We start from the raw sequence: 18,173 nt of genomic DNA, 5'->3' as shown, positions 1-18,173 counted from the left end.
GTTCCCGAAGTGAGCCCCCCGCATAGCGCGGGGGGCTTTTTCGTGCCTGGGGGTGGGGCCGGTGCGCCGAGCCTGAACGGGTGGCGCCGAGCCTGAACGCAGGCCGCCATAGCGCGAAAACCTACGCCCTCACTACAGCCTCGCGGCTACGGACGCGGAATGGGCTACCGCGGCGCCATCCGGATCGCACCGTCGAGCCGGATGACCTCGCCGTTGAGCATCGGGTTCTCCACGATGTGCACGGCCAGCGCACCGTACTCGTCCGGGTCGCCTAACCGGGCCGGGTGCGGCACCTGCTTGCCCAGCGATTGCTGCGCCTCCTCGGGCAGCGACCCCAGCAGCGGCGTCTTGAACAAACCCGGCGCGATGGTGACCACCCGGATCAGCTCCCGCGACAGGTCGCGTGCGATCGGCAGGGTCATGCCGACCACACCGCCCTTGGACGCGGAGTACGCGGCTTGGCCGATCTGGCCCTCGAACGCGGCGACCGAGGCGGTGTTGATGATGACGCCCCGCTCCTCTCCGATGGGTTCGGCCTTGGCGATGCGCTCTGCGGACAGCCGCAACACGTTGAACGTGCCGATCAGGTTGACCCCGACCACCTTCTTGAACGCGTCCAGCGGAAACGGTCCGTCCTTGGACAGCGTCTTGATGGCATTGCCGATGCCGGCGCAGTTGACGTTGATGCGCAGCGTGCCGAGCGATTCGGCGACGTCCAGCGCGGCGCTGACGGCGGATTCGTCGGTGACATCGGCCGCGACGAAGCGGGCGCGATCGCCCAGAGCGCTGACCGCGTCCTCACCGCGCAGGTCCAGCACCACCACCTGCGCGCCGGCGTCCAGCAACCGCTTCGTGGTGGCCAGGCCCAGACCCGATGCCCCACCGGTGACGACTGCGACGGCGTCCCTGATCTCCACGTGTATGTCCTTCCCGTCCCGCTTCCCTACCTACTGGTTGGTTGGGACTATACCCAGTCCCGCAGCACCGCTTCGACGTCCCCCAGCTCGGCCTGGCGTGGGGTGTCCGCCGGGGTCCGGGAGAACCGTGGCGCCGGCATCGGCTGCAGACCGCCATTCACCTCGTAGAAGGTGTTGCGTTCGGTGATGTGCGGCTCGGTCTCGACCTCACCGAACGCCAGGATCGGAGTCACGCAGGCGTCGGAGTCGGCGAACACCTTGGCCCAGTGGTCGCGGTCGTGGGCGGCAAACGTCCGGGTCAGCACTGCGCGCAGCTCCGGCCAGCGCGAGACGTCGTTCTGGTCGGGCAAATCGGCGGCGTCCAGGCCGAGCCCGGCCAGCAGCGCCGCATAGAACTGCGGCTCGATGGAACCCACCGCGACGTAGCGGCCGTCGGCGCACTCGTAGGTGTCGTAGTAAGGCGCCCCGCCGTCGAGCATGTTGGTGCCGCGCGTATCGGTCCACATGCCCGACGTGCGCATCTGCCACATCATCTGGATCAGCACGCTGGACCCGTCGATCATGGCGACGTCCACCACCTGACCCTGGCCGGAGGTCTGTCGTTCGAACAGCGCCGACAAAATGCCCAGTAGGCAGAACATCGAGCCCCCACCGAAGTCGCCGACCAGGTTCAACGGGGGTACCGGCCGCTCGCCCGCCCTGCCGATCGAATGCAGGATGCCGTTGAGCGAGATGTAGTTGATGTCGTGACCGGCTTGCTGGCTGCGCGGGCCGGTCTGTCCCCAGCCGGTCATCCGAGCGTAGATCAACCGCTCGTTGACCTTGGCGCAGTCTTCGGGTCCCAGACCCAGTCGTTCGGTGACGCCCGGCCGGTAGCCCTCGATTAGCACATCGGCTTTCGCGACGAGCTTGAGCACCAGCTCGCGCCCTTCGTCAGACTTCAGGTCGGCGGCGACGATCCGCCGGTTGCGATTCGTGGTGTCTTTGACGGCGCCAGCGGGGTGCGCCGATGGGCGGTTGATCCGTACTACGTCGGCACCGAGGTCGCCCAGGATCATCGAGGCGTGTGGGCCCGGGCCGATGCCGGCCAGCTCGACGACGCGCAATCCGTGCAGTGGTCCCGCCATGGTGTCCGACCCTTCGTCAGCTTCGTTGCCTAACAACCGGTTGATCACATATTCGCAGCCGCGGTCGACGGCGATGCAGCCCGGTCACTTAATCTGGGCCTCATGCCCGCATCTGCAATCGCCACCCTTGCGCCCGTCGACGGCCTCGACGTCCAGCTGACCGACGGCGTGCTGTCGGTGACCATCAACCGGCCGGACAGCCTCAACTCGCTGGTCACCCCGGTGATCACCGGCCTGGCCGACGCCATGGAGTCCGCCGCCACCGATCCGGCGGTCCGGGTGGTGCGACTGGGCGGCGCGGGGCGCGGTTTCAGCTCCGGCGCCGGGATCAGCGCCGACGACATGTCCGGCAGCGGTGGGGTGCCCCCGGACGAGATCATCCTGGAGATCAACCGGCTGATCCGGGCCATCACCACGCTGCCGCACCCGGTGGTAGCCGTCGTGCAGGGCCCGGCGGCCGGCGTCGGCGTGTCCATCGCACTGTCCTGCGACGTCGTGTTGGCTTCGGAGCAGGCGTTTTTCATGCTGGCGTTCACCAAGATCGGGTTGATGCCCGACGGCGGCGCGTCGGCCCTGATCGCGGCCGCGATCGGCCGGGTGCGCGCGATGCGGATGGCACTGTTGCCCGAGCGGTTGAGCGCCGCCGAGGCACTGCAGTGGGGGTTGGTGACGGAGGTCTATCCGGCCGAGCAGTTCGACGCCGAAGTAAACAAGGTGATCACCCGGTTGGTCGAAGGCCCGGCGGTGGCGTTCGCCAAAACCAAGACGGCGATCAACGCAGCGACGCTGACCGAACTGGACGCCGCCCTGGAGCGGGAATTTCAGGGGCAGTCCGGCCTGCTGCAGGCGCCCGATTTCAAAGAGGGCACCCGGGCTTTCCAGGAGCGCCGCTCCGCCAACTTCAGCGATTCCTAGCGATCACCGACCCGTCCACGCCGCTGTCGGCTCCGAATCACTGCCGTGACGACTGATCAAATTCGCTGCCTGGTGACCGGGGCGACCGGATATATCGGTGCCCGGCTGGTTCCGAAATTGCTCGACGAGGGCCACCGGGTGCGGGCGTTGGCCCGCACTCCGAAGAAGCTGGAGGACGTGCCCTGGCGGGACCGGGCCGAGGTGGCCAAGGGCGACCTCAGCGACGTGGACTCGCTGATCGAAGCGTTCGACGACGTCGACGTGGTCTACTACCTGGTCCACTCCATGGGCGGGTCGAAAGACTTCGCCGCCGAGGAGGACCGTGCGGTCCGCAACGTGGTGACCGCGGCGCAGCGCACCGGCGTCCGGCGCATCGTGTATCTGGGCGGCCTGCACCCGGAGAACGCCGACCTGTCACCGCATCTCGAGTCGCGCAAAGCGGTGGGCGATCACCTGATCGAGTCCGGCATCGAGACGGTGGTGCTGCAGGCCGGCGTGGTGATCGGATCCGGGTCCGCGTCCTTCGAGATGATCCGGCATCTCACCGACCGGTTGCCGGTGATGACCACCCCGAAGTGGGTGCATAACAAGATCCAGCCGATCGCGGTGCGCGACGCGCTGCATTACCTGGTCGAAGCGGCGACGGCGGCGGTGCCGGCATCCCGGACGTGGGACATCGGTGGGCCCGACGTCCTGGAATACGGCGACATGATGCGCACCTACGCCGAAGTCGCCGGCCTGCACACCCGGCGCCTGATCGTGCTGCCGTTCCTGACGCCGGGCATCGCCAGCCTCTGGGTGGGCACCGTGACTCCGATCCCGTCCACGTTGGCGCGGCCCCTGATCGAATCCCTGGAGTGTGACGCGGTGATGCGCAACTCCGACGTGGACTCCATCATCGAACCGCCGCCCGACGGTCTGATCGGCTACCGCCGGGCCGTCGAACTCGCGCTGGGCCGCGCCGCCCGCGGCCTGACCGAAGCGGACTGGGATTCGCTGTCGTCCGAGCCGGCCGACCCGCTTCCCGGCGACCCGGACTGGGCGGGCGAGATCTCCTACACCGATGTCCAGACCCTGGCGACCGCCGCGCAACCCGACGACGTCCGCCGCGCCGCCGAACTCGCCGCCGTCGACCGAGGCTGGCAGGTTGCGGTGCGCGGACCCGGTCGCACCGTGCGGTTGCGCGGTACCAGGCGCGCACCCGGACGGGACTGGCTGGAACTGACGGTCGAGCCCCGCAACGGCAGGGGCAGCGTGTATACCCAACGCGCGGCATTCATCCCGATCGGCATTCCCGGCCGGGTCTACTGGTTCGCGGTGCGCCCGGCGCGCCGGGCGGCGCTGCGGGCGCTACTGCGCGATGTGCAGAGCCGCCTGACGGTGGTCAGGCACCTGACTGTCGTCAAACCCCAAACAGGGGAGGCAGTACAAGCACCATGATCAGACCCCAGAAGAAGTGCGTCAGCATCGAGGCCAGGATGCCGCCGGTGGCCCGGCGCAGCAGCGCGCTGACCGTGCCGAGGATGATCCCGGCGAAGCCCAGCATGAAGTTTCCGGCGGCCATGGTGGCCAGCACGTACAGCACGGTCGAGATCACCAGCGGATGGTGCCGGCCCAGCGCGGTGTAGAGCGCGCCGCGGAAGAACGTTTCCTCCGCCACCCCGTTGACCAGGGTGATCAGCACAACCAGCAGGAACGACCCCTGGTTGGCATACTGCAGCACCCGGGTGATCAGGGCGGCCACCGGAGTTATCTCGCGGACGATCAGCGCGCCCACCACGAAGGCGCCGCCGAGCAGCAGCCCCACCGACGTGCCGGTGATCACCGGGCGCTGGTTGCGTCCGCGCCAACAGATCCCGCCCAGATGCAGCGGGCCGGAGACGAAGGCGCCGGCGAACCAGACCGCGGCCAGCGTCAGCGTCAGCCAATAGAAGGCCGGGTCGCCGGGCTTGCTGCGCAGCGAAAACCCGAGCACCACCGCACCGGCGACCAACGTGATGCCGACAACGATCCGCCGTCGCAACACGACGGCGGGCGGCTCGTGGTGCGGCACCGCCACTTTAAAGATCGCGTTGCGGAACTCTTCGAACGCGGAGGCGCGGCGCGGACAGGCGGCTTGGGCGGTCTGTGTCATGCAGGGCGGACCTTCGGGGTCAGGGCGAGCAGGATGTCCAGGTAGGTGCGCAGCGCACCGGCTAGCGGGCCGGGAACGCTGTTCACCAAACGCAGCGTAGGCCGCACCAGCGGCGGTGTCACCGACCCGGCCAACTGCCGGATGCGAAACGCGTCGCCGCCTGCCCACACCGGATCTGTGTCGGCGAGGTGATGTGGATCGGCCAGCGCGTTGACCGGGCGCGGCGGGGCGAAGGTGTGGCCGGAGAGCGCCAGCGCGATCGCCTGGTCGGCGGACAGCAGACCGCCGGGCGGGTCGGGGACGTGGTCGCTGAGCACGCTGGCCGAGGCTCGCATCGGGTGATCCAGCGACTCGACCAGGTCGCCGGCCAGGCCCTTGGGTACCGGCAACGCCACCGCGGTGAACAACGACGCCACCGAGGTGTCGACACCGGGTATCCGCACACCGGCGTGCCAGCGACCCGAGATACGGGCGTACTTCTTCAGCATTTCGCGGTAGGACGTGGTCTCCGGGCCGGCGATGTCGTAGGCGCCGGCCGGCACCTGCGCCGGGTCGGCCGCGGCGACCAGATAGTGCAGCACGTCGCGGATGGAGATGGGGTCCATCGGGTTGTACATCCACGCCGGCAGCGGCAGGAACGGAAACCGGTCGGCGACGTAGCGCAGGATCTCGAACGACGTGGAACCCGCGCCGATGATCATCGCGGCACCCAACCACACCAACTCCGGCCCGCCGTCGACCATCAGGGCCGCGGCCACCTCCGCACGGCTACTGAGGTGTTCCGACAGCGCCTCGTCCTCAGGCACGAACCCACCCAGGTAGATGATGCGGCGTACGCCCGCCTCCTTGGCCGCGGCGGCTACGTTGGCGGCCGAGATGTTGTCGGCGTCCCGGAAGTTGGCCTGTCCGATTCCGTGGATCAGGTAGTACACCGCGTCGATGACGCCGGACGCTTCGGTACCGCTGACGAAGGCGGCGCGCGCTGCCGCGGGGTCACTGGCGTCCAGCTTGACCGGAATGACCTGCTCGAACCAGCCGAACTGCTTGAGCCGTTCCGGATTCCGGGTGGCCGCCAGCACCTCGTGCCCCTCAGCCAGCAACGCCGTGATCAGGCGCGAGCCCACATATCCGGTGGCTCCGGTCACCAGAATCCGCATGTTGTCTACCTATCCGTCGAATGTCGGCGATCTCGTCGCCCCGAAAGTCCCCGTTGTTACGTACCCCGCCACGAGCCGTCGCAAATCGACGCAGGTCAGGACGTCGTCTGGACCCGGACCGGCCCGGCATCGTGACCCTGATCACCCAGTCGATACCGGGGGCCGAGTTAGGTTCCCGGACCAGGCAGCGCAAAGATAGCTTGGTGGCATTCGATCGGGACGACAGTGGCGGCGGCATCGCCCGTCGACCCGGAATCGGTGCCCGGCCTGGTGAAGCGATGGTAGAGCCGTGTATCAACTGCTGATCCTGGCGGTCGTGCTGGAACGCCTTGCCGAACTGCTGGTTTCGCAGCGCAACGCGAAGTGGTCTTTCGTCCAGGGCGCCAAGGAATTCGGTCGCGGCCACTACCTGGTCATGGTGGCCGTGCACACCGCGCTGCTGATCGGCTGCCTGGTCGAACCGTGGGCGCTGCACCGGCCGTTCATCCCGTGGCTCGGCTGGCCGATGGTGGTGGTGGTGGCGCTGTGCCAGGGTCTGCGCTGGTGGTGCATCAAGTCGCTGGGCAAACGCTGGAACACCCGGGTGATCGTGCTGCCGCATGCGCAGCTGGTGAAGCGCGGCCCGTACCGGTTGATGAATCACCCGAATTACGTTGCCGTTGTCGCCGAAGGAGTCGCGCTGCCGCTGGTGCACACCGCGTGGTTGACCGCGTTGTGTTTCACGCTGGTCAATGCCGCCCTGCTGGTGGTCCGGGTGCGGGTCGAGAACGCGGCCCTGGGTTACACGTGACAGGCTACGACGCGGATCTGCTGGTCGTGGGCGGCGGTCCGGGCGGTCTGGCCACCGCGTTACACGCACGGGCGCAGGGGCTTTCGGTGATCGTGGCCGAACCGCGGGAGGGCCCGATCGACAAGGCGTGCGGCGAGGGCTTGATGCCCGGCGGCCTGGCCGAATTGACCTCGCTGGGCGTCGACCCGGCCGGCCTGCCGTTCCACGGCATCGCCTACGTCACCGAGCGCCGCCGCGCGGAAGCGCATTTCCGCACCGGTCCGGGGCGCGGGGTGCGTCGCACCACACTGCACGCCTCGCTGGCGGCGCGCGCCAAAGAGCAAGACGCCGAATGGATTCGGACAAAGGTCAGCTCTGTGCAGCAGGACGCACACGGGGTGAGCGCCGCCGGGGTGCGCGCCAAGTGGCTGGTCGGCGCCGACGGGCTGCATTCAGCGGTGCGCCGCGCCGTCGGCATCGCGGCGACGACGGGCACCCCGCGCCGCCATGGCCTGCGCTGGCATTACCGGGTGGCGCCCTGGTCGGAGTTCGTCGAGGTGCACTGGTCGCGGTGGGGTGAGGCCTACGTCACGCCGGTGGAACCGGATCTGGTCGGAGTGGCCATCCTGTCCCGGCAGCGGCCCGACATCGACTGGTTCCCGACGTTGGCCCCGCGCCTGCGCGATGCCGTGCGCGGACCGGCCCGGGGGTGCGGGCCGCTGCGGCAGGTGGTGTCGCGGCGGGTGTCCGGGCGGGTGTTGCTGGTCGGCGACGCTGCCGGCTACGAGGACGCGCTGACCGGCGAGGGCATCAGCCTGGCGGTCAAGCAGGCCGCCGAGGCGGTACGCGCGATCGTCGAGGACGCACCGGCCTCCTACGAACGCGCCTGGCACCGCGTCACCCGCGATTACCGCTGGCTCACCCGGGGTCTGGTGCTGGCCAGCACACCGTGGCCGGCCCGACGCGCGATCGTGCCGGCCTGCACGCTGGTTCCGCCGTTATTCCGTTGGGGCGTCAACACATTGGCATCCTGAGCGCCGGTCCCCGATGCGTGGTCTCTGCGCTTCTCTATCGCACCTGAAATCTTGGCATTGCCGGTGCAACTACGGTGGAAAAATCGACGAAATCCCACCCTGGACTCACTCGCAATGCCCTAATGTCACAATCAATGCCGGGACTTCCGCATACTTCCCGAGTGCAACTGATCAGGATCTGCCCGCCCCTAGCGCGCCTGCCAAACCGGCTCCCGTTTCTCCGCGAACGCCAACGGCCCTTCCTTGGCGTCCTCGGAGCGGATCAGCGTCTTCATCTCCCGCACGGTGCGGTCCCAGCCGGGTTCGTCCCCGGTGATGACCCCGTCGTCCACGCCGTAGGCGATGCGTTTGCTGGCCTGCACCGATAGCGGCGCATTGGCGGTGACGCGCCCGGCCAGCGCCAGCGCCGCGTCCAACACCGAACCTTCGCCGACCACCTCGTTGATCAGACCCCACCGCAATGCATCCGCCGCGCTCAGCGGCTCCCCGGTCATCAGCAGTTCCATCGCCACCTTGCGCGGCAGGTGGTCCATGATCCGGAACACCCCGCCCGCCGCGGCGATCAGCCCGCGCTTGACCTCGGGCAGCCCGAACTGGGCGCGCTCGTCGGCCACCACCAGGTCACTGGCCAGCGCCAACTCGGTGCCACCACCGAGCGCTGTGCCGTTGACCGCGGCGATGGTCGGCTTGTCGATGAAATGGTGGACGTAGCCGGCAAAGCCGTATTCCGGGTGATCGGGGTGGTACAGGTTTTCCCGACGCGCGATGGCCTTGAGATCTGCACCGGCGCAGAACGACTTGTCCCCCGCCCCGGTGATCACCACCGCCCGCACCGCGGGATTGTGCTGTGCCTGCTCCAGCGCGTCACCGACGGCAATGCTGACCGAGGCGTTGATCGCGTTTCGCGCCTCGGGCCGGTTGATCGTGATGATCAGGACATTGCCGCGGCGCTCGGTGAGAGCGCCCGGCACGTCCGTCACAGCAGCTCGAGGATCGTGGCGTTGGCCTGCCCGCCGCCCTCACACATCGTCTGCAGTCCGTAACGAATCCCGTTGTCCCGCATGTGATATAGCAGCGTGGTCATGATCCGGGCGCCGGAGCCGCCCAGCGGGTGGCCCAGCGCGATCGCGCCGCCGTTGGGGTTGAGCTTGGTCTCGTCGGCCCCGATGTCCTTCAGCCAGGCCAGCGGTACCGGCGCGAACGCCTCGTTGACCTCGTATGCGCCGATGTCGCCGATGGACAACCCGGAGCGCTTGAGCACCTTCTGGGTGGCCGGGATGGGCGCGGTCAGCATGATCACCGGGTCGGCACCGGCCAGCGTGGCGGTGTGCACCCTGGCGATCGGCTTCATGCCCAGTTCCTTGGCCTTCTCGGCGGACATGAACAGCAGGGCCGCCGAACCGTCGGAGATCTGCGAGGAGTTGCCGGCGTGGATGACGCCGTCCTCTTTGAAGGCCGGCTTCAGTGACGCCATCTTCTCCATCGGGGTGCCGCGGCGAATGCCCTCGTCTTTGAGGACGACGTTCCCCTCACTGTCCTTGATGCCCACGATCTGGTCGTCGAAGGCACCGGAATCCTGTGCGGCCGCAGCCTTTTCGTGTGAGTCGAGAGAGAACTGGTCGAGGGTCTGCCGCGACAGTCCCCACTGCTCGGCGATCATCTCCGCGCCGATGCCCTGGTTGGGGATCTGACCGTTGTAGCGGCCCAGGAATCCCTCGGGGTAGGGACGTCCGCCGTTGGCCAGCGAGGCACCCATCGGGGTGCGCGACATCGACTCGACACCGCCGGCGACCACCACGTCGTAGTGGCCGGCCACCACGCCGGCCGCGGCGAAGTGCACCGACTGCTGGCTCGATCCGCACTGGCGGTCCACGGTCACCCCCGGCACGGTCTCCGGCCAGCCCGCGGTCAGCAGAGCGGTCCGGCCGATATCGAGGGCCTGCTCGCCGGCCTGCATGACGCAGCCCCAGATGACGTCGTCAACCAGTTCGGGGTCCAGGCCTGCCTTGTTGACCAGACCGTTGAGGACCTGCGCGGACAGTTCGGCCGGGTGCACCCCGGACAACCCGCCGTTGCGCTTGCCGACCGGGGAACGTACTGCTTCGACGATGACTGCTTCAGCCATGGGGATGTCTCCTTTGACACGTGTTATTTCTTCGATTGTCGACCAGCACGCTGCACGGTCCGGTGGCGGGGTGGGTTTAGCGGGTGTTGGTGACGACGGTCACGCCGATGAGCGCACAGTAGGCCGGCGGTCGACGAGACCAGGTCTTCGTCCGCGCGTTGAGCGTCGGTCACGTTTCGTTCACTTCGTGCAGGGCCGGCGAAGTAGGGTGCCGCCACATGACCACTCCCGCACCCGTGTCCCGGTGGGAAAGCTCGTTCATCTCGCATAAAAATGAGTCGCTGGAAGCGGTGATCGAAGAGGCACGGCACGCCGCGAACGCGCTGGGTGCGCAGGGATGGGAGATCGTCGGCTCCTCGGTGCAACGCACCCAGGTGGCCCATCACTTCAAGGACTACGACAAGGGCGGGGACCGCCTGCTGGAGTGGAGCATCGTGTGCACGTTGAAACGGCCGCTGCCGGCCGAGTAGCGGTCCGTCCTGGACTCGGGCTGGGCGGCGGTAGATTCGGGGCGTGTCGGTCCAGACCTGACGCGCCCTCGACGAAACGGAGTCCCACCATGCCATCCGTGGCCAATCCTGTTCCCGCGCAGGACCTTTCCGGAATCCTGGGCTGCCGGTTCATCTACACCTACGCCAACGGTTGGCAGTACGAGATGTACGTGAAGAATCAGCACACCATCGACTACCGGATCCACACCGGACACGTCGGTGGCCGCTGGGTCAAAGGCCAACAGGTCGACCTGGTGCAACTGGACTCCGACAGCTTCAAGATCTCGTGGACCGAACCCACCGGCACCAGCGTGGCCGTCAACGTCATGCCCGGCAAGCGGCGACTGCACGGCGTCATCTTCTTCCCGCAGTGGATCCGTCAACACGGCGAACGCACGGTGTGTTACCAGAATGACCATCTCGACGAGATGCACGCGTACCGCGATCAAGGACCGACCTACCCGATCTTCGTCGTACCCGAATTCGCCTACATCACCCTGTTCGAGCAGGTCGGTACTGACGACGAGTCAGTGATTGACCGGGCGCCCGCCGAACTCCCGCAAGGCTGGGCAGACCGCACCGACGTCCCGCACGCCTCGGACCGTTGATTCGATACGGATCGGGTGAGCCGGTCGTGCTGTTGCACGGCGTGACCGGCAGCGAGTTGATGTGGCGGCGGGTGGTGCCGTTATTGGCGCAGCAACACGAGGCGATCGCGTTGACCGCACTCGGTCACCGGGGTGGCCGCAACCCGACGGCCAGACCCGTCCGGATCGCTGACGTCGTCGACGACGCCGAACGGGCACTCGACGAACTCGGGCTCGACCGTCCACATCTGGCGGGCAATTCGATGGGCGGATGGGTGGCGCTCGAACTCGCCCGCCGGCACCGCGCACGAACGGTGTGCGCGCTGTCGCCGGCCGGTTGCTGGACGACGGGTACCGGCGACCAGCAGCACGCCACCACCGCGCTGCGGCGCGTCGTCTGGCTCACCGAGCACACCAGGCAGGTGCTCCCGGTCGCGGCACGAGTCCCGCTCGTACGGCGAATTGCCCTGCGAGACAACGTTGTTCACGGCAACCGTCTGACTCCAGAAGAATTCGTCGACCTCGCCGACGACCTGCTCGGCTGCACTGCCCGCACTGACCTCCTCAGCAGCGACGAACAACTGGAGCCGATGCACCCGCTGCCTTGCCCGGTCGTGCTGGCCTGGGCGGCACGCGACCGGATCTTCCCGCCCGCCGTCAACGGTGCGCGCGCGCGAAAGTTGTTCCCGCAGGCCCAATACCGGATCCTGCCCGATGTCGGTCACGTCGCGATGCTCGACGATCCCGACCTCGTCGCGCGCACAATCCTGGAGACGACCCAGCTTCGCTGAGCCCGCCGGCTCAGCCCGCGGGGTACCCCACCGTCTTGACCTCGGTGTACTGGTCGAATCCGACGACGCCGTTCTGACGACCCACCCCGCTGTCCTTGTATCCGCCGAACGGGGCGTCGGCCGCATACGGAGCGCCGCCGTTGACTCCCATGAAACCGGCCTTGATCCGGCGCGCGACGGCCAGCGAGCGATCCAGCGATCCGGACATCACGTTGCCGGCCAACCCGTACTTGCTGTCGTTGGCGATGCGGATCGCGTCTTCCTCGTCGTCGAAGGGGATGACCGAGAGCACCGGGCCGAAGATCTCCTCCTGGGCAATCGTCATCGAGTTGTCGACGTCGGTGAAAAGCGTTGGGCGGACGAAGAATCCCTTGTCGAAGCCGGTCTCGGCATCCGGTCCGCCGACCAGCGCGGTGGCCCCTTCTTCGACACCCTTGCGGATGTAGCCCATGACGCGGTCGCGCTGCACCTGCGAGATCACCGGGCCGCACAAGGTGCCGGGGTCCTGCGGGTCACCGCAGGTGACGTTCTCGTAGATGCTCTTCAGGATCGCCACCCCCTCCTCGTAGCGGGATCGCGGCAACAGCATCCGGGTCGGGTTGGCACAGCCCTGCCCGGCGTGCATGCACGGCGCGATGCCGATCGCGCAGGCCATCCCGAAGTCGGCGTCCTCCAGCACGATGGTGGCCGACTTGCCGCCCAACTCGAGGAACAGCCGCTTCATGGTGGCGGCACCCTTCTCCATGATCCGTTTGCCGACCACCGTCGAACCGGTGAAGGAGATCAGGTCGACCTTGGGCGACAACGTAAGTTCTTCGCCGACAAGGTGATCCGATGCGGTGACGACGTTCACGACGCCGGCCGGGATGTCCGTCTTCTCGGCGATCAGCCGGCCCAGCCGGGTGGCGTTGAACGGCGTATTGGGCGCCGGTTTGAGCACCACGGTGTTGCCGGCGCCCAGCGCCTGGCCGAGCTTGTTGACGGTCACTTCGAACGGGAAGTTCCACGGCACGATCGCGCCGACCACGCCCACCGGCTCCCGCCAGACTTTGATGGTGGTGTTCGTGCCGGTCAGGCTGATCACCCGGTCACCCAGGTCGGTCTCCCACGCGTACTCGTCGATCAGGCGGGCCGGATACTTCAGCCCGTCGGCCAGCGGGGCGTCCAGCTGGGGGCCGAACGTAATCGCCCGGGGCGCGCCGACCTCGAGGATGAGCTCCTCGCGCAGCTCCTCCTTCTCCTCCTCGATCGCGTCGTGCAGCTGCAACAGACAGCGCTTGCGCAGCTCGCGGTTCGTCGACCAGTCGGTCTCGTCGAACGCCCGGCGGGCGGCGTCGATGGCCCGCTGCATGTCCTCCTTGGAAGCATCCGCGACCTCGCCGAGCGGCTCCTCGGTGGCGGGGTTGATGTTGGTGAAGGTGCCGGCCTGACCGTCGACGAGCTTGCCGTCGATCATCATCTTCGGCTCAAACCGGACCTTTACAGTTTCAGTCATACCTGTCACTCTCTTCTGACTCGTACGAGGGGCTACGGAGAGCCTTACCGGAAACTAGCCGATTGGCAAGTTGCGGCCGCTGCGGGGTCCCGCTACCGGGGGTCGAACAGCACCGGAACCGAGGTGGGCGACCGGAAGACCTGCCCGCGGACGTGCGGGTCGTCGGCGTCGGGGTCCAGCCGCAGGTTGGGCAACCGGTCCAGCAGCAGATTGATCGCGGTGCGCATCTCCAGCCGGGCCAGGTGCATGCCCAGGCAGACGTGGACGCCGTGTCCCCAGCCGAGGTTCGCCTTGGGAGGGCGGTGGATGTTGAACGTGTCCGGGTCGTCGTACCGGTCTTCCTGCCGGTTCGCCGAACCCAGCATCGGCATCACCGTGGCACCGGCCGGGATGGCCACCCCGCCTAATTCGGTGTCACGGGTGGTCACCCGGGTGATGGTGAGCAGCGGCGACTCCCACCGCACGCCTTCCTCGATCGCCTGCGGCAGCAGCGAGCGGTCCGCGCGGATCGCTTCCAATTGGGCGGGGTCTTTCAGCAGTGCGAGCAGCAGACTGCCCAGCGACCGGTATGTCGTCTCCACGCCGGCCGGCAGCAACAGGCGCAGAAACGAGAAGATCTCCTCGTCGGCGAGCTTCTGCCCGTCGATCTCGGCCGCGCCGAGGGCACTGATCAGATCGTCCTTCGGCTCGGCGCGCCGAGCCTCGAGAATCGGCGCGAAGTACTCACACAGCGCCGCGGCGGCGGCGAGCCCGCGCTCGGGGTTCATCAGCCAGCTCAGCAGCGAGATCGACCACCGCTGGAACTGCGGGTAGTCCTCTTCCGGCAGGCCCAGCAACCCCGCGATGATCTGGCTGGGGTAATCGAAGGTGAACTCCTTGACCAGATCCGCCCTGCCGTTGGGCGCGAACTCGTCGATCAGGCTGTTGGCCACCCGGGCGACCAATTCGTCTTGGTAGCGCGCCAGGGACTTCTGGGAGAACGCCTTGGAGACCAGCGACCGCAGCCGGCCGTGGACCGGCTCGTCCATGCCGAGCATCACCCGGTCACCGAGCACCGGACCGAAGGCCGCAATGACCGCTGCCGAGGAGTAGGTTTCGTTGTCGCGCAACATCTGCTGGATGTCCTCGTGCCGGTACACGATGAACATCGGCAGCGATTCCTCGTGCGGCAGCGCCCCCGACGTCTCGAGGCGCTGTACCGGCTCCTCGCGGCGCAGCCTCGCCAGTTCGGTGTACGGGTCGCGGACATCCCCCGAGATCGCGTCGTCGAAAGCGCCGAAGTCGTCCAGATCGTCAAACAGCTGTTCCATGCGCATCCTCCCCATCACTTGCCTCCCGGCGGCGCGCCGCCAGGCGCTGCAGTACCGACTGCGGCAGCACCCGTGCCGCGAACACCATGGCGCGCTGATCGATCGTCAACGGCCATGCCCCGTCCTGCATAGACCCTTGTCTCGGTATGCCCAGGACGACCCGCGACATGTGGTGCATACCTGCTGCGGGCAGAATCCTGCTCAACGCCAACAACATTGACGCATCCGGCCCCACCCCGCGGCGCCGGAACGGCACCCGGTCGTCCAGTGCCTTGACCAGTCCGTCGGTGAAGCGCTCGGGCGGCCTGGCGAGTTTCATCGCAAAGCGCCCGCGGGTGTCCATCGTGGTGTGCAACCGGGCGTACGGCCCACTGAAGTCGCGGTCGTCGATGGTGCCTGCGTCGGTAATGATGTCGGTGTCGTAGGTGCCGGACACCAAGACGGTGACGCCGAGGCCGAATGGCGCGACTTCGCAGGCCATGGCTTCACCCCAACGCTCCAGTGCGCCCTTGGCCGCCGAGTACGGCGCGGTGGCAGGCTGTCCGCGCACGCCGGCGGCGCTGGACACCAGCACGATGCGCCCCCGTCCGGCGGCGCGCATCGAGGGCAGCAACGCCTGCGTGAGCGCAACGGGTCCCAGGACGCTGGTGTCGAACATCCTCTGCCACAACGCCATATCGGTCTCTTCCACCATTCCGGCGGCGGAGATGCCCGCGTTGTGCACCAGCGCATACGGAGCGCCGGCGGCTGCTTCGATCGACTTTGCAGCCGCCGCAATGGACGCGGCGTCGGTGAGCTCGAGCTCCACCCCGATCAGCCGGTCGTCCTCCGGTGTCGCCCCGGTGGCCTGTCGCAGCAGCGCAAGTGCCGCTTCTGGCGATCGCATGGCCGCAACAACGCGCCACCCCTCACGGTACAACCGCACCGCGGAGGCGAATCCCAGCCCGCGGGACGCCCCGGTGATGACGACGGTGCGCGGCTCAGCCATGTTTGTCGGTGCCTTGCCCGACGGCGCACGCGCCCTCACCCGGCGGCGGCGGGTCGACGTGCGGCCGTCCGTTCGGCATCCCACTCGCCCACGTCGACCAGATGCCCACCGAGTACGGTCCCGGGGCACCGGCCTTCTCGTAAAAGCCCTGCGGGTCATACACTTTGGCTTCCGGGTACGGCCACGGACAGGCGACCGACGTGGCCAACCCACTGGCTTTGATGGCGGCGAACCAAGCGCCGTAGGCGAAGTAGGACACGTTGATGATGGCGAACATGACCAGGAAGGTGCCCAGCACCGGTCTACTCGGGAAGAGCTTCGCTTTCGCGGCCAGCTTTTCGGCCACAGCTTTTCCGGTGTCGTCGCGATAGCAGAGGATCGCCGCGGGCACCATCACGAAGGTCACCGAGAACGATTCCCAGATCAGCGGGAACTGGAAGGTGGTCCCGGTGAACACCGATCCCCACGGAATCACCTGCGAGTAGATGTACATGCCCCAGTGCACAAGGGTGTTCTCCAGCAAGGCATCCATCACGAAGCCGATCGCACAGGTGATCAGACCCAAACTGACCAACGGGTGCTTGGACACGAAATGCTGGGGCCCTTTCCTGGCCTGCAGTTTGCGCAGAATCCACACCGCCGGGAAGTACGGGCCGAAATAGAACATCACGTAACCGAAGACGACGAACGGCTCCACCGTCGGCGACAACGACACCAGCGGCCAGGACTCCGGCCAGTGGATGAGGTCGGGGTTGTAGACCGCGAACGGCGCCCAGTTCATGATCGGGTCCTGCCACACAATCAGCGTGGTGCACAGGAACATCAGCATCGCCGGACTGCCCGGATTGCGTCGCCATCCCCTGATGAACACCACCAGCAGCACCACCAACGCCACCGCGGTAGCACTGTCCAGGAAGGTGATGTAGTCCAGGCCGAACATGAATTCGACGGGGCGTGGCCGGCCCTGCACGTTGGGGTTGGCCACCCGCGGATCAAGGGCGGTGCGGCAGTTGACGATGAAGAACAGCGCGAACGCCGCCAGCGCGGCGCCCGCGACCCAGCCGCCCCACTTGCGCTTCTCGGCCGGCGCGAGTGACTTCTGTTCTGCCACAACGGTTTGATCAGTACTCATCGCTGGCGCGCCTCACTCTCCGAACCGATCGACCAAATGCGAGTTGACCCCATCGGCGTCCAGGGTTCGCGCCACCAGATAGCCGGCGCCCATCCACGCCCGACGGGTCCACTTGCCGAACGACACCCGAGTGCCGGGCGCGCCGGAGGCCGCAGGCATCATCTTGACCCGCTCCAGTGCTTCCTTGACCCCGCGTGGACTCAGCGGGTGGGCATCGGTGAACGCCCGCACCAGGGTGGCGGCGACATCGCGATTCACCACGGTCACACAGAATTCGGGGCGACTGCCGTCGTATTTCTGCGCATAGGCGTCCAGGAAGTCCTGCCCGATCTGGTTGGCCTCGTCGTACTGGTCCACCCCGGTCCAGCCCATGAACGCGTTCCACATGATCGGGTTGACCCACGCGTTCTGCCAGGCGGTGGTGGTGAAGCGGGGCGGGTCCCAGTCGACGGCCTGCAACGCGGGATTGATGAAGACGATCCCGAAGCCGAAGCCCAGGTGCACGATCGCTTCGGACTTGGCCTCGTGCAGGGTTCGCACCGCCTCGTTGATGTCCTGGGCGGTCTGTGCCACCGTCACCTCGGCGACGATTCGAATCCCTTTGCGCCGACAGGCACTTCGCAGGTTCTTCAGGTAGCTCTCACCGATCAGGCTCTGCTCCACCAGAACCCCGATCTCGGTGAGTTCGCGTTTCGCGATGAGGTCGGCCAGGAAGATGGGCTCGTCGGTCATCGAGCCCTGGGGGAACGCGAAGGTCCACTCCCCCAGCCAGTCGTCGGTGCCCGTCACGCTGATGGCCGGAACCTTGAATCGCTCCTCGATCGCTTCGCGCAACGGAACGCAGTTGTCGGTGATGTTCGGACCGAAGACCACCAGACAGCCCTCGTCGACGAGTTCGCCGTAAGCGTCGATCACCGCTTTCACCGAACCTTTGGGTAGACCTTCGACCTCGCGGTAGATCATCTGCACCGGACGGTCCATCAGGCCCTGGGCGACGGCCTCTTCGAAGATGAGGTCGAAAGTCTGGGTGAAGGAGGCGAACAGGTCCTCCGGGAAGCCCGGCGGCAGCTTGAAATCCATCAGGTAGCCGACCTTGATCGGTTCCGCCTGGCTTTCGTAGGACATCTGACCTCCCCGGACGACTGCGTGGGACCGCAATCATCACAAACCTAATATTTGTTCAGACCCTAACGCCGGTGAT

Annotated in this window: 18 protein-coding genes; 7 read left to right on the top strand and 11 right to left on the bottom strand. The window is 67.2% G+C overall.

Annotation, left to right across the window (positions count from 1 at the left end; genetic code table 11):
* Positions 1-164: 164 nt before the first annotated feature.
* Both AC5Y5Z_RS18430 and AC5Y5Z_RS18425 read right to left on the bottom strand, forming a co-directional pair.
* On the bottom strand, positions 165-917 hold the full coding sequence (locus tag AC5Y5Z_RS18430; protein WP_463826766.1) for a 3-hydroxyacyl-CoA dehydrogenase: 753 nt from the start codon (positions 915-917) through the stop codon (positions 165-167).
* A 47-nt stretch (positions 918-964) separates the two neighbouring features.
* Positions 965-2,044 carry a CaiB/BaiF CoA transferase family protein gene (locus AC5Y5Z_RS18425; RefSeq protein ID WP_499926782.1) on the bottom strand — a complete coding sequence of 360 codons (1,080 nt, stop codon included), beginning with the start codon at positions 2,042-2,044 and terminating at the stop codon, positions 965-967.
* A 102-nt stretch (positions 2,045-2,146) separates the two neighbouring features.
* Between AC5Y5Z_RS18425 and AC5Y5Z_RS18420 the strand changes: the two genes are divergently transcribed.
* Both AC5Y5Z_RS18420 and AC5Y5Z_RS18415 read left to right on the top strand, forming a co-directional pair.
* Entirely contained in the window at positions 2,147-2,959 is an 813-nt protein-coding gene (locus tag AC5Y5Z_RS18420; RefSeq protein ID WP_499926780.1) for an enoyl-CoA hydratase, read from the top strand.
* 45 nt (positions 2,960-3,004) lie between these two features.
* A complete protein-coding gene (locus AC5Y5Z_RS18415; protein WP_499926778.1) occupies positions 3,005-4,399 on the top strand; it encodes a DUF2867 domain-containing protein in 1,395 nt (464 codons plus the stop codon).
* Here the strand turns inward: AC5Y5Z_RS18415 and AC5Y5Z_RS18410 are convergent.
* Positions 4,362-5,093 carry a CPBP family intramembrane glutamic endopeptidase gene (locus AC5Y5Z_RS18410; protein WP_463826770.1) on the bottom strand — a complete coding sequence of 244 codons (732 nt, stop codon included), beginning with the start codon at positions 5,091-5,093 and terminating at the stop codon, positions 4,362-4,364. The two genes, AC5Y5Z_RS18415 and AC5Y5Z_RS18410, sit on opposite strands and share 38 nt — an antisense overlap.
* Positions 5,090-6,250: an NAD(P)H-binding protein gene (locus AC5Y5Z_RS18405; protein ID WP_499926776.1), complete on the bottom strand. Its 1,161-nt coding sequence runs from the start codon at positions 6,248-6,250 to the stop codon at positions 5,090-5,092. The genes AC5Y5Z_RS18410 and AC5Y5Z_RS18405 overlap by 4 nt, the downstream gene beginning before the upstream one ends.
* Positions 6,251-6,539: 289 nt before the next feature.
* Here AC5Y5Z_RS18405 and AC5Y5Z_RS18400 point away from each other — a divergent pair, with 289 nt between their 5' ends.
* Both AC5Y5Z_RS18400 and AC5Y5Z_RS18395 read left to right on the top strand, forming a co-directional pair.
* The gene (locus AC5Y5Z_RS18400; protein ID WP_463826772.1) at positions 6,540-7,040 is read left to right on the top strand and encodes an isoprenylcysteine carboxyl methyltransferase family protein; all 501 of its coding nucleotides are present in this window, start codon (positions 6,540-6,542) and stop codon (positions 7,038-7,040) included.
* Positions 7,037-8,053: an NAD(P)/FAD-dependent oxidoreductase gene (locus tag AC5Y5Z_RS18395; protein ID WP_499926774.1), complete on the top strand. Its 1,017-nt coding sequence runs from the start codon at positions 7,037-7,039 to the stop codon at positions 8,051-8,053. Before AC5Y5Z_RS18400 ends, AC5Y5Z_RS18395 begins: the two co-directional genes overlap by 4 nt.
* A gap of 188 nt (positions 8,054-8,241) precedes the next feature.
* Here AC5Y5Z_RS18395 and AC5Y5Z_RS18390 read toward each other — a convergent pair whose 3' ends face one another.
* A complete protein-coding gene (locus AC5Y5Z_RS18390) occupies positions 8,242-9,033 on the bottom strand; it encodes a crotonase/enoyl-CoA hydratase family protein (protein ID WP_499926773.1) in 792 nt (263 codons plus the stop codon).
* On the bottom strand, positions 9,030-10,178 hold the full coding sequence (locus AC5Y5Z_RS18385) for a thiolase family protein (protein ID WP_463826775.1): 1,149 nt from the start codon (positions 10,176-10,178) through the stop codon (positions 9,030-9,032). Before AC5Y5Z_RS18385 ends, AC5Y5Z_RS18390 begins: the two co-directional genes overlap by 4 nt.
* A 218-nt stretch (positions 10,179-10,396) precedes the next feature.
* Between AC5Y5Z_RS18385 and AC5Y5Z_RS18380 the strand changes: the two genes are divergently transcribed.
* The 3 genes from AC5Y5Z_RS18380 (at position 10,397) to AC5Y5Z_RS18370 (ending at position 12,047) form a co-directional block, all read left to right on the top strand.
* Positions 10,397-10,648 (top strand): hypothetical protein, encoded by a 252-nt coding sequence (locus tag AC5Y5Z_RS18380; RefSeq protein WP_463826776.1) that lies wholly within the window; start codon positions 10,397-10,399, stop codon positions 10,646-10,648.
* Between the two features lie 89 nt (positions 10,649-10,737).
* A complete protein-coding gene (locus tag AC5Y5Z_RS18375; RefSeq protein ID WP_463826777.1) occupies positions 10,738-11,277 on the top strand; it encodes a phenolic acid decarboxylase in 540 nt (179 codons plus the stop codon).
* Between the two features lie 26 nt (positions 11,278-11,303).
* On the top strand, positions 11,304-12,047 hold the full coding sequence (locus AC5Y5Z_RS18370; protein WP_499926770.1) for an alpha/beta fold hydrolase: 744 nt from the start codon (positions 11,304-11,306) through the stop codon (positions 12,045-12,047).
* Between the two features lie 10 nt (positions 12,048-12,057).
* Here the strand turns inward: AC5Y5Z_RS18370 and AC5Y5Z_RS18365 are convergent, their stop codons facing one another.
* The 5 genes from AC5Y5Z_RS18365 to AC5Y5Z_RS18345 form a co-directional block, all read right to left on the bottom strand.
* Entirely contained in the window at positions 12,058-13,542 is a 1,485-nt protein-coding gene (locus tag AC5Y5Z_RS18365; RefSeq protein ID WP_463826779.1) for an aldehyde dehydrogenase family protein, read from the bottom strand.
* 92 nt (positions 13,543-13,634) lie between these two features.
* Positions 13,635-14,852, bottom strand: coding sequence for a cytochrome P450 (locus AC5Y5Z_RS18360; RefSeq protein WP_463826780.1), 1,218 nt, complete (start codon positions 14,850-14,852; stop codon positions 13,635-13,637).
* Positions 14,836-15,840, bottom strand: a complete 1,005-nt coding sequence (locus AC5Y5Z_RS18355; protein ID WP_499926767.1) for an SDR family oxidoreductase — start codon at positions 15,838-15,840, stop codon at positions 14,836-14,838. The genes AC5Y5Z_RS18360 and AC5Y5Z_RS18355 overlap by 17 nt, the downstream gene beginning before the upstream one ends.
* A complete protein-coding gene (locus AC5Y5Z_RS18350; protein ID WP_499926765.1) occupies positions 15,833-16,972 on the bottom strand; it encodes a spirocyclase AveC family protein in 1,140 nt (379 codons plus the stop codon). Before AC5Y5Z_RS18350 ends, AC5Y5Z_RS18355 begins: the two co-directional genes overlap by 8 nt.
* Positions 16,973-16,984: 12 nt before the next feature.
* A complete protein-coding gene (locus tag AC5Y5Z_RS18345; RefSeq protein ID WP_463826783.1) occupies positions 16,985-18,097 on the bottom strand; it encodes an ABC transporter substrate-binding protein in 1,113 nt (370 codons plus the stop codon).
* Positions 18,098-18,173 lie beyond the last annotated feature (76 nt).

It is taken from the genome of Mycobacterium sp. NGS29 (assembly GCF_059812965.1).
Note: the sequence above shows the minus strand (reverse complement) of the source record. Positions and strands in the feature narration are given on the sequence as shown.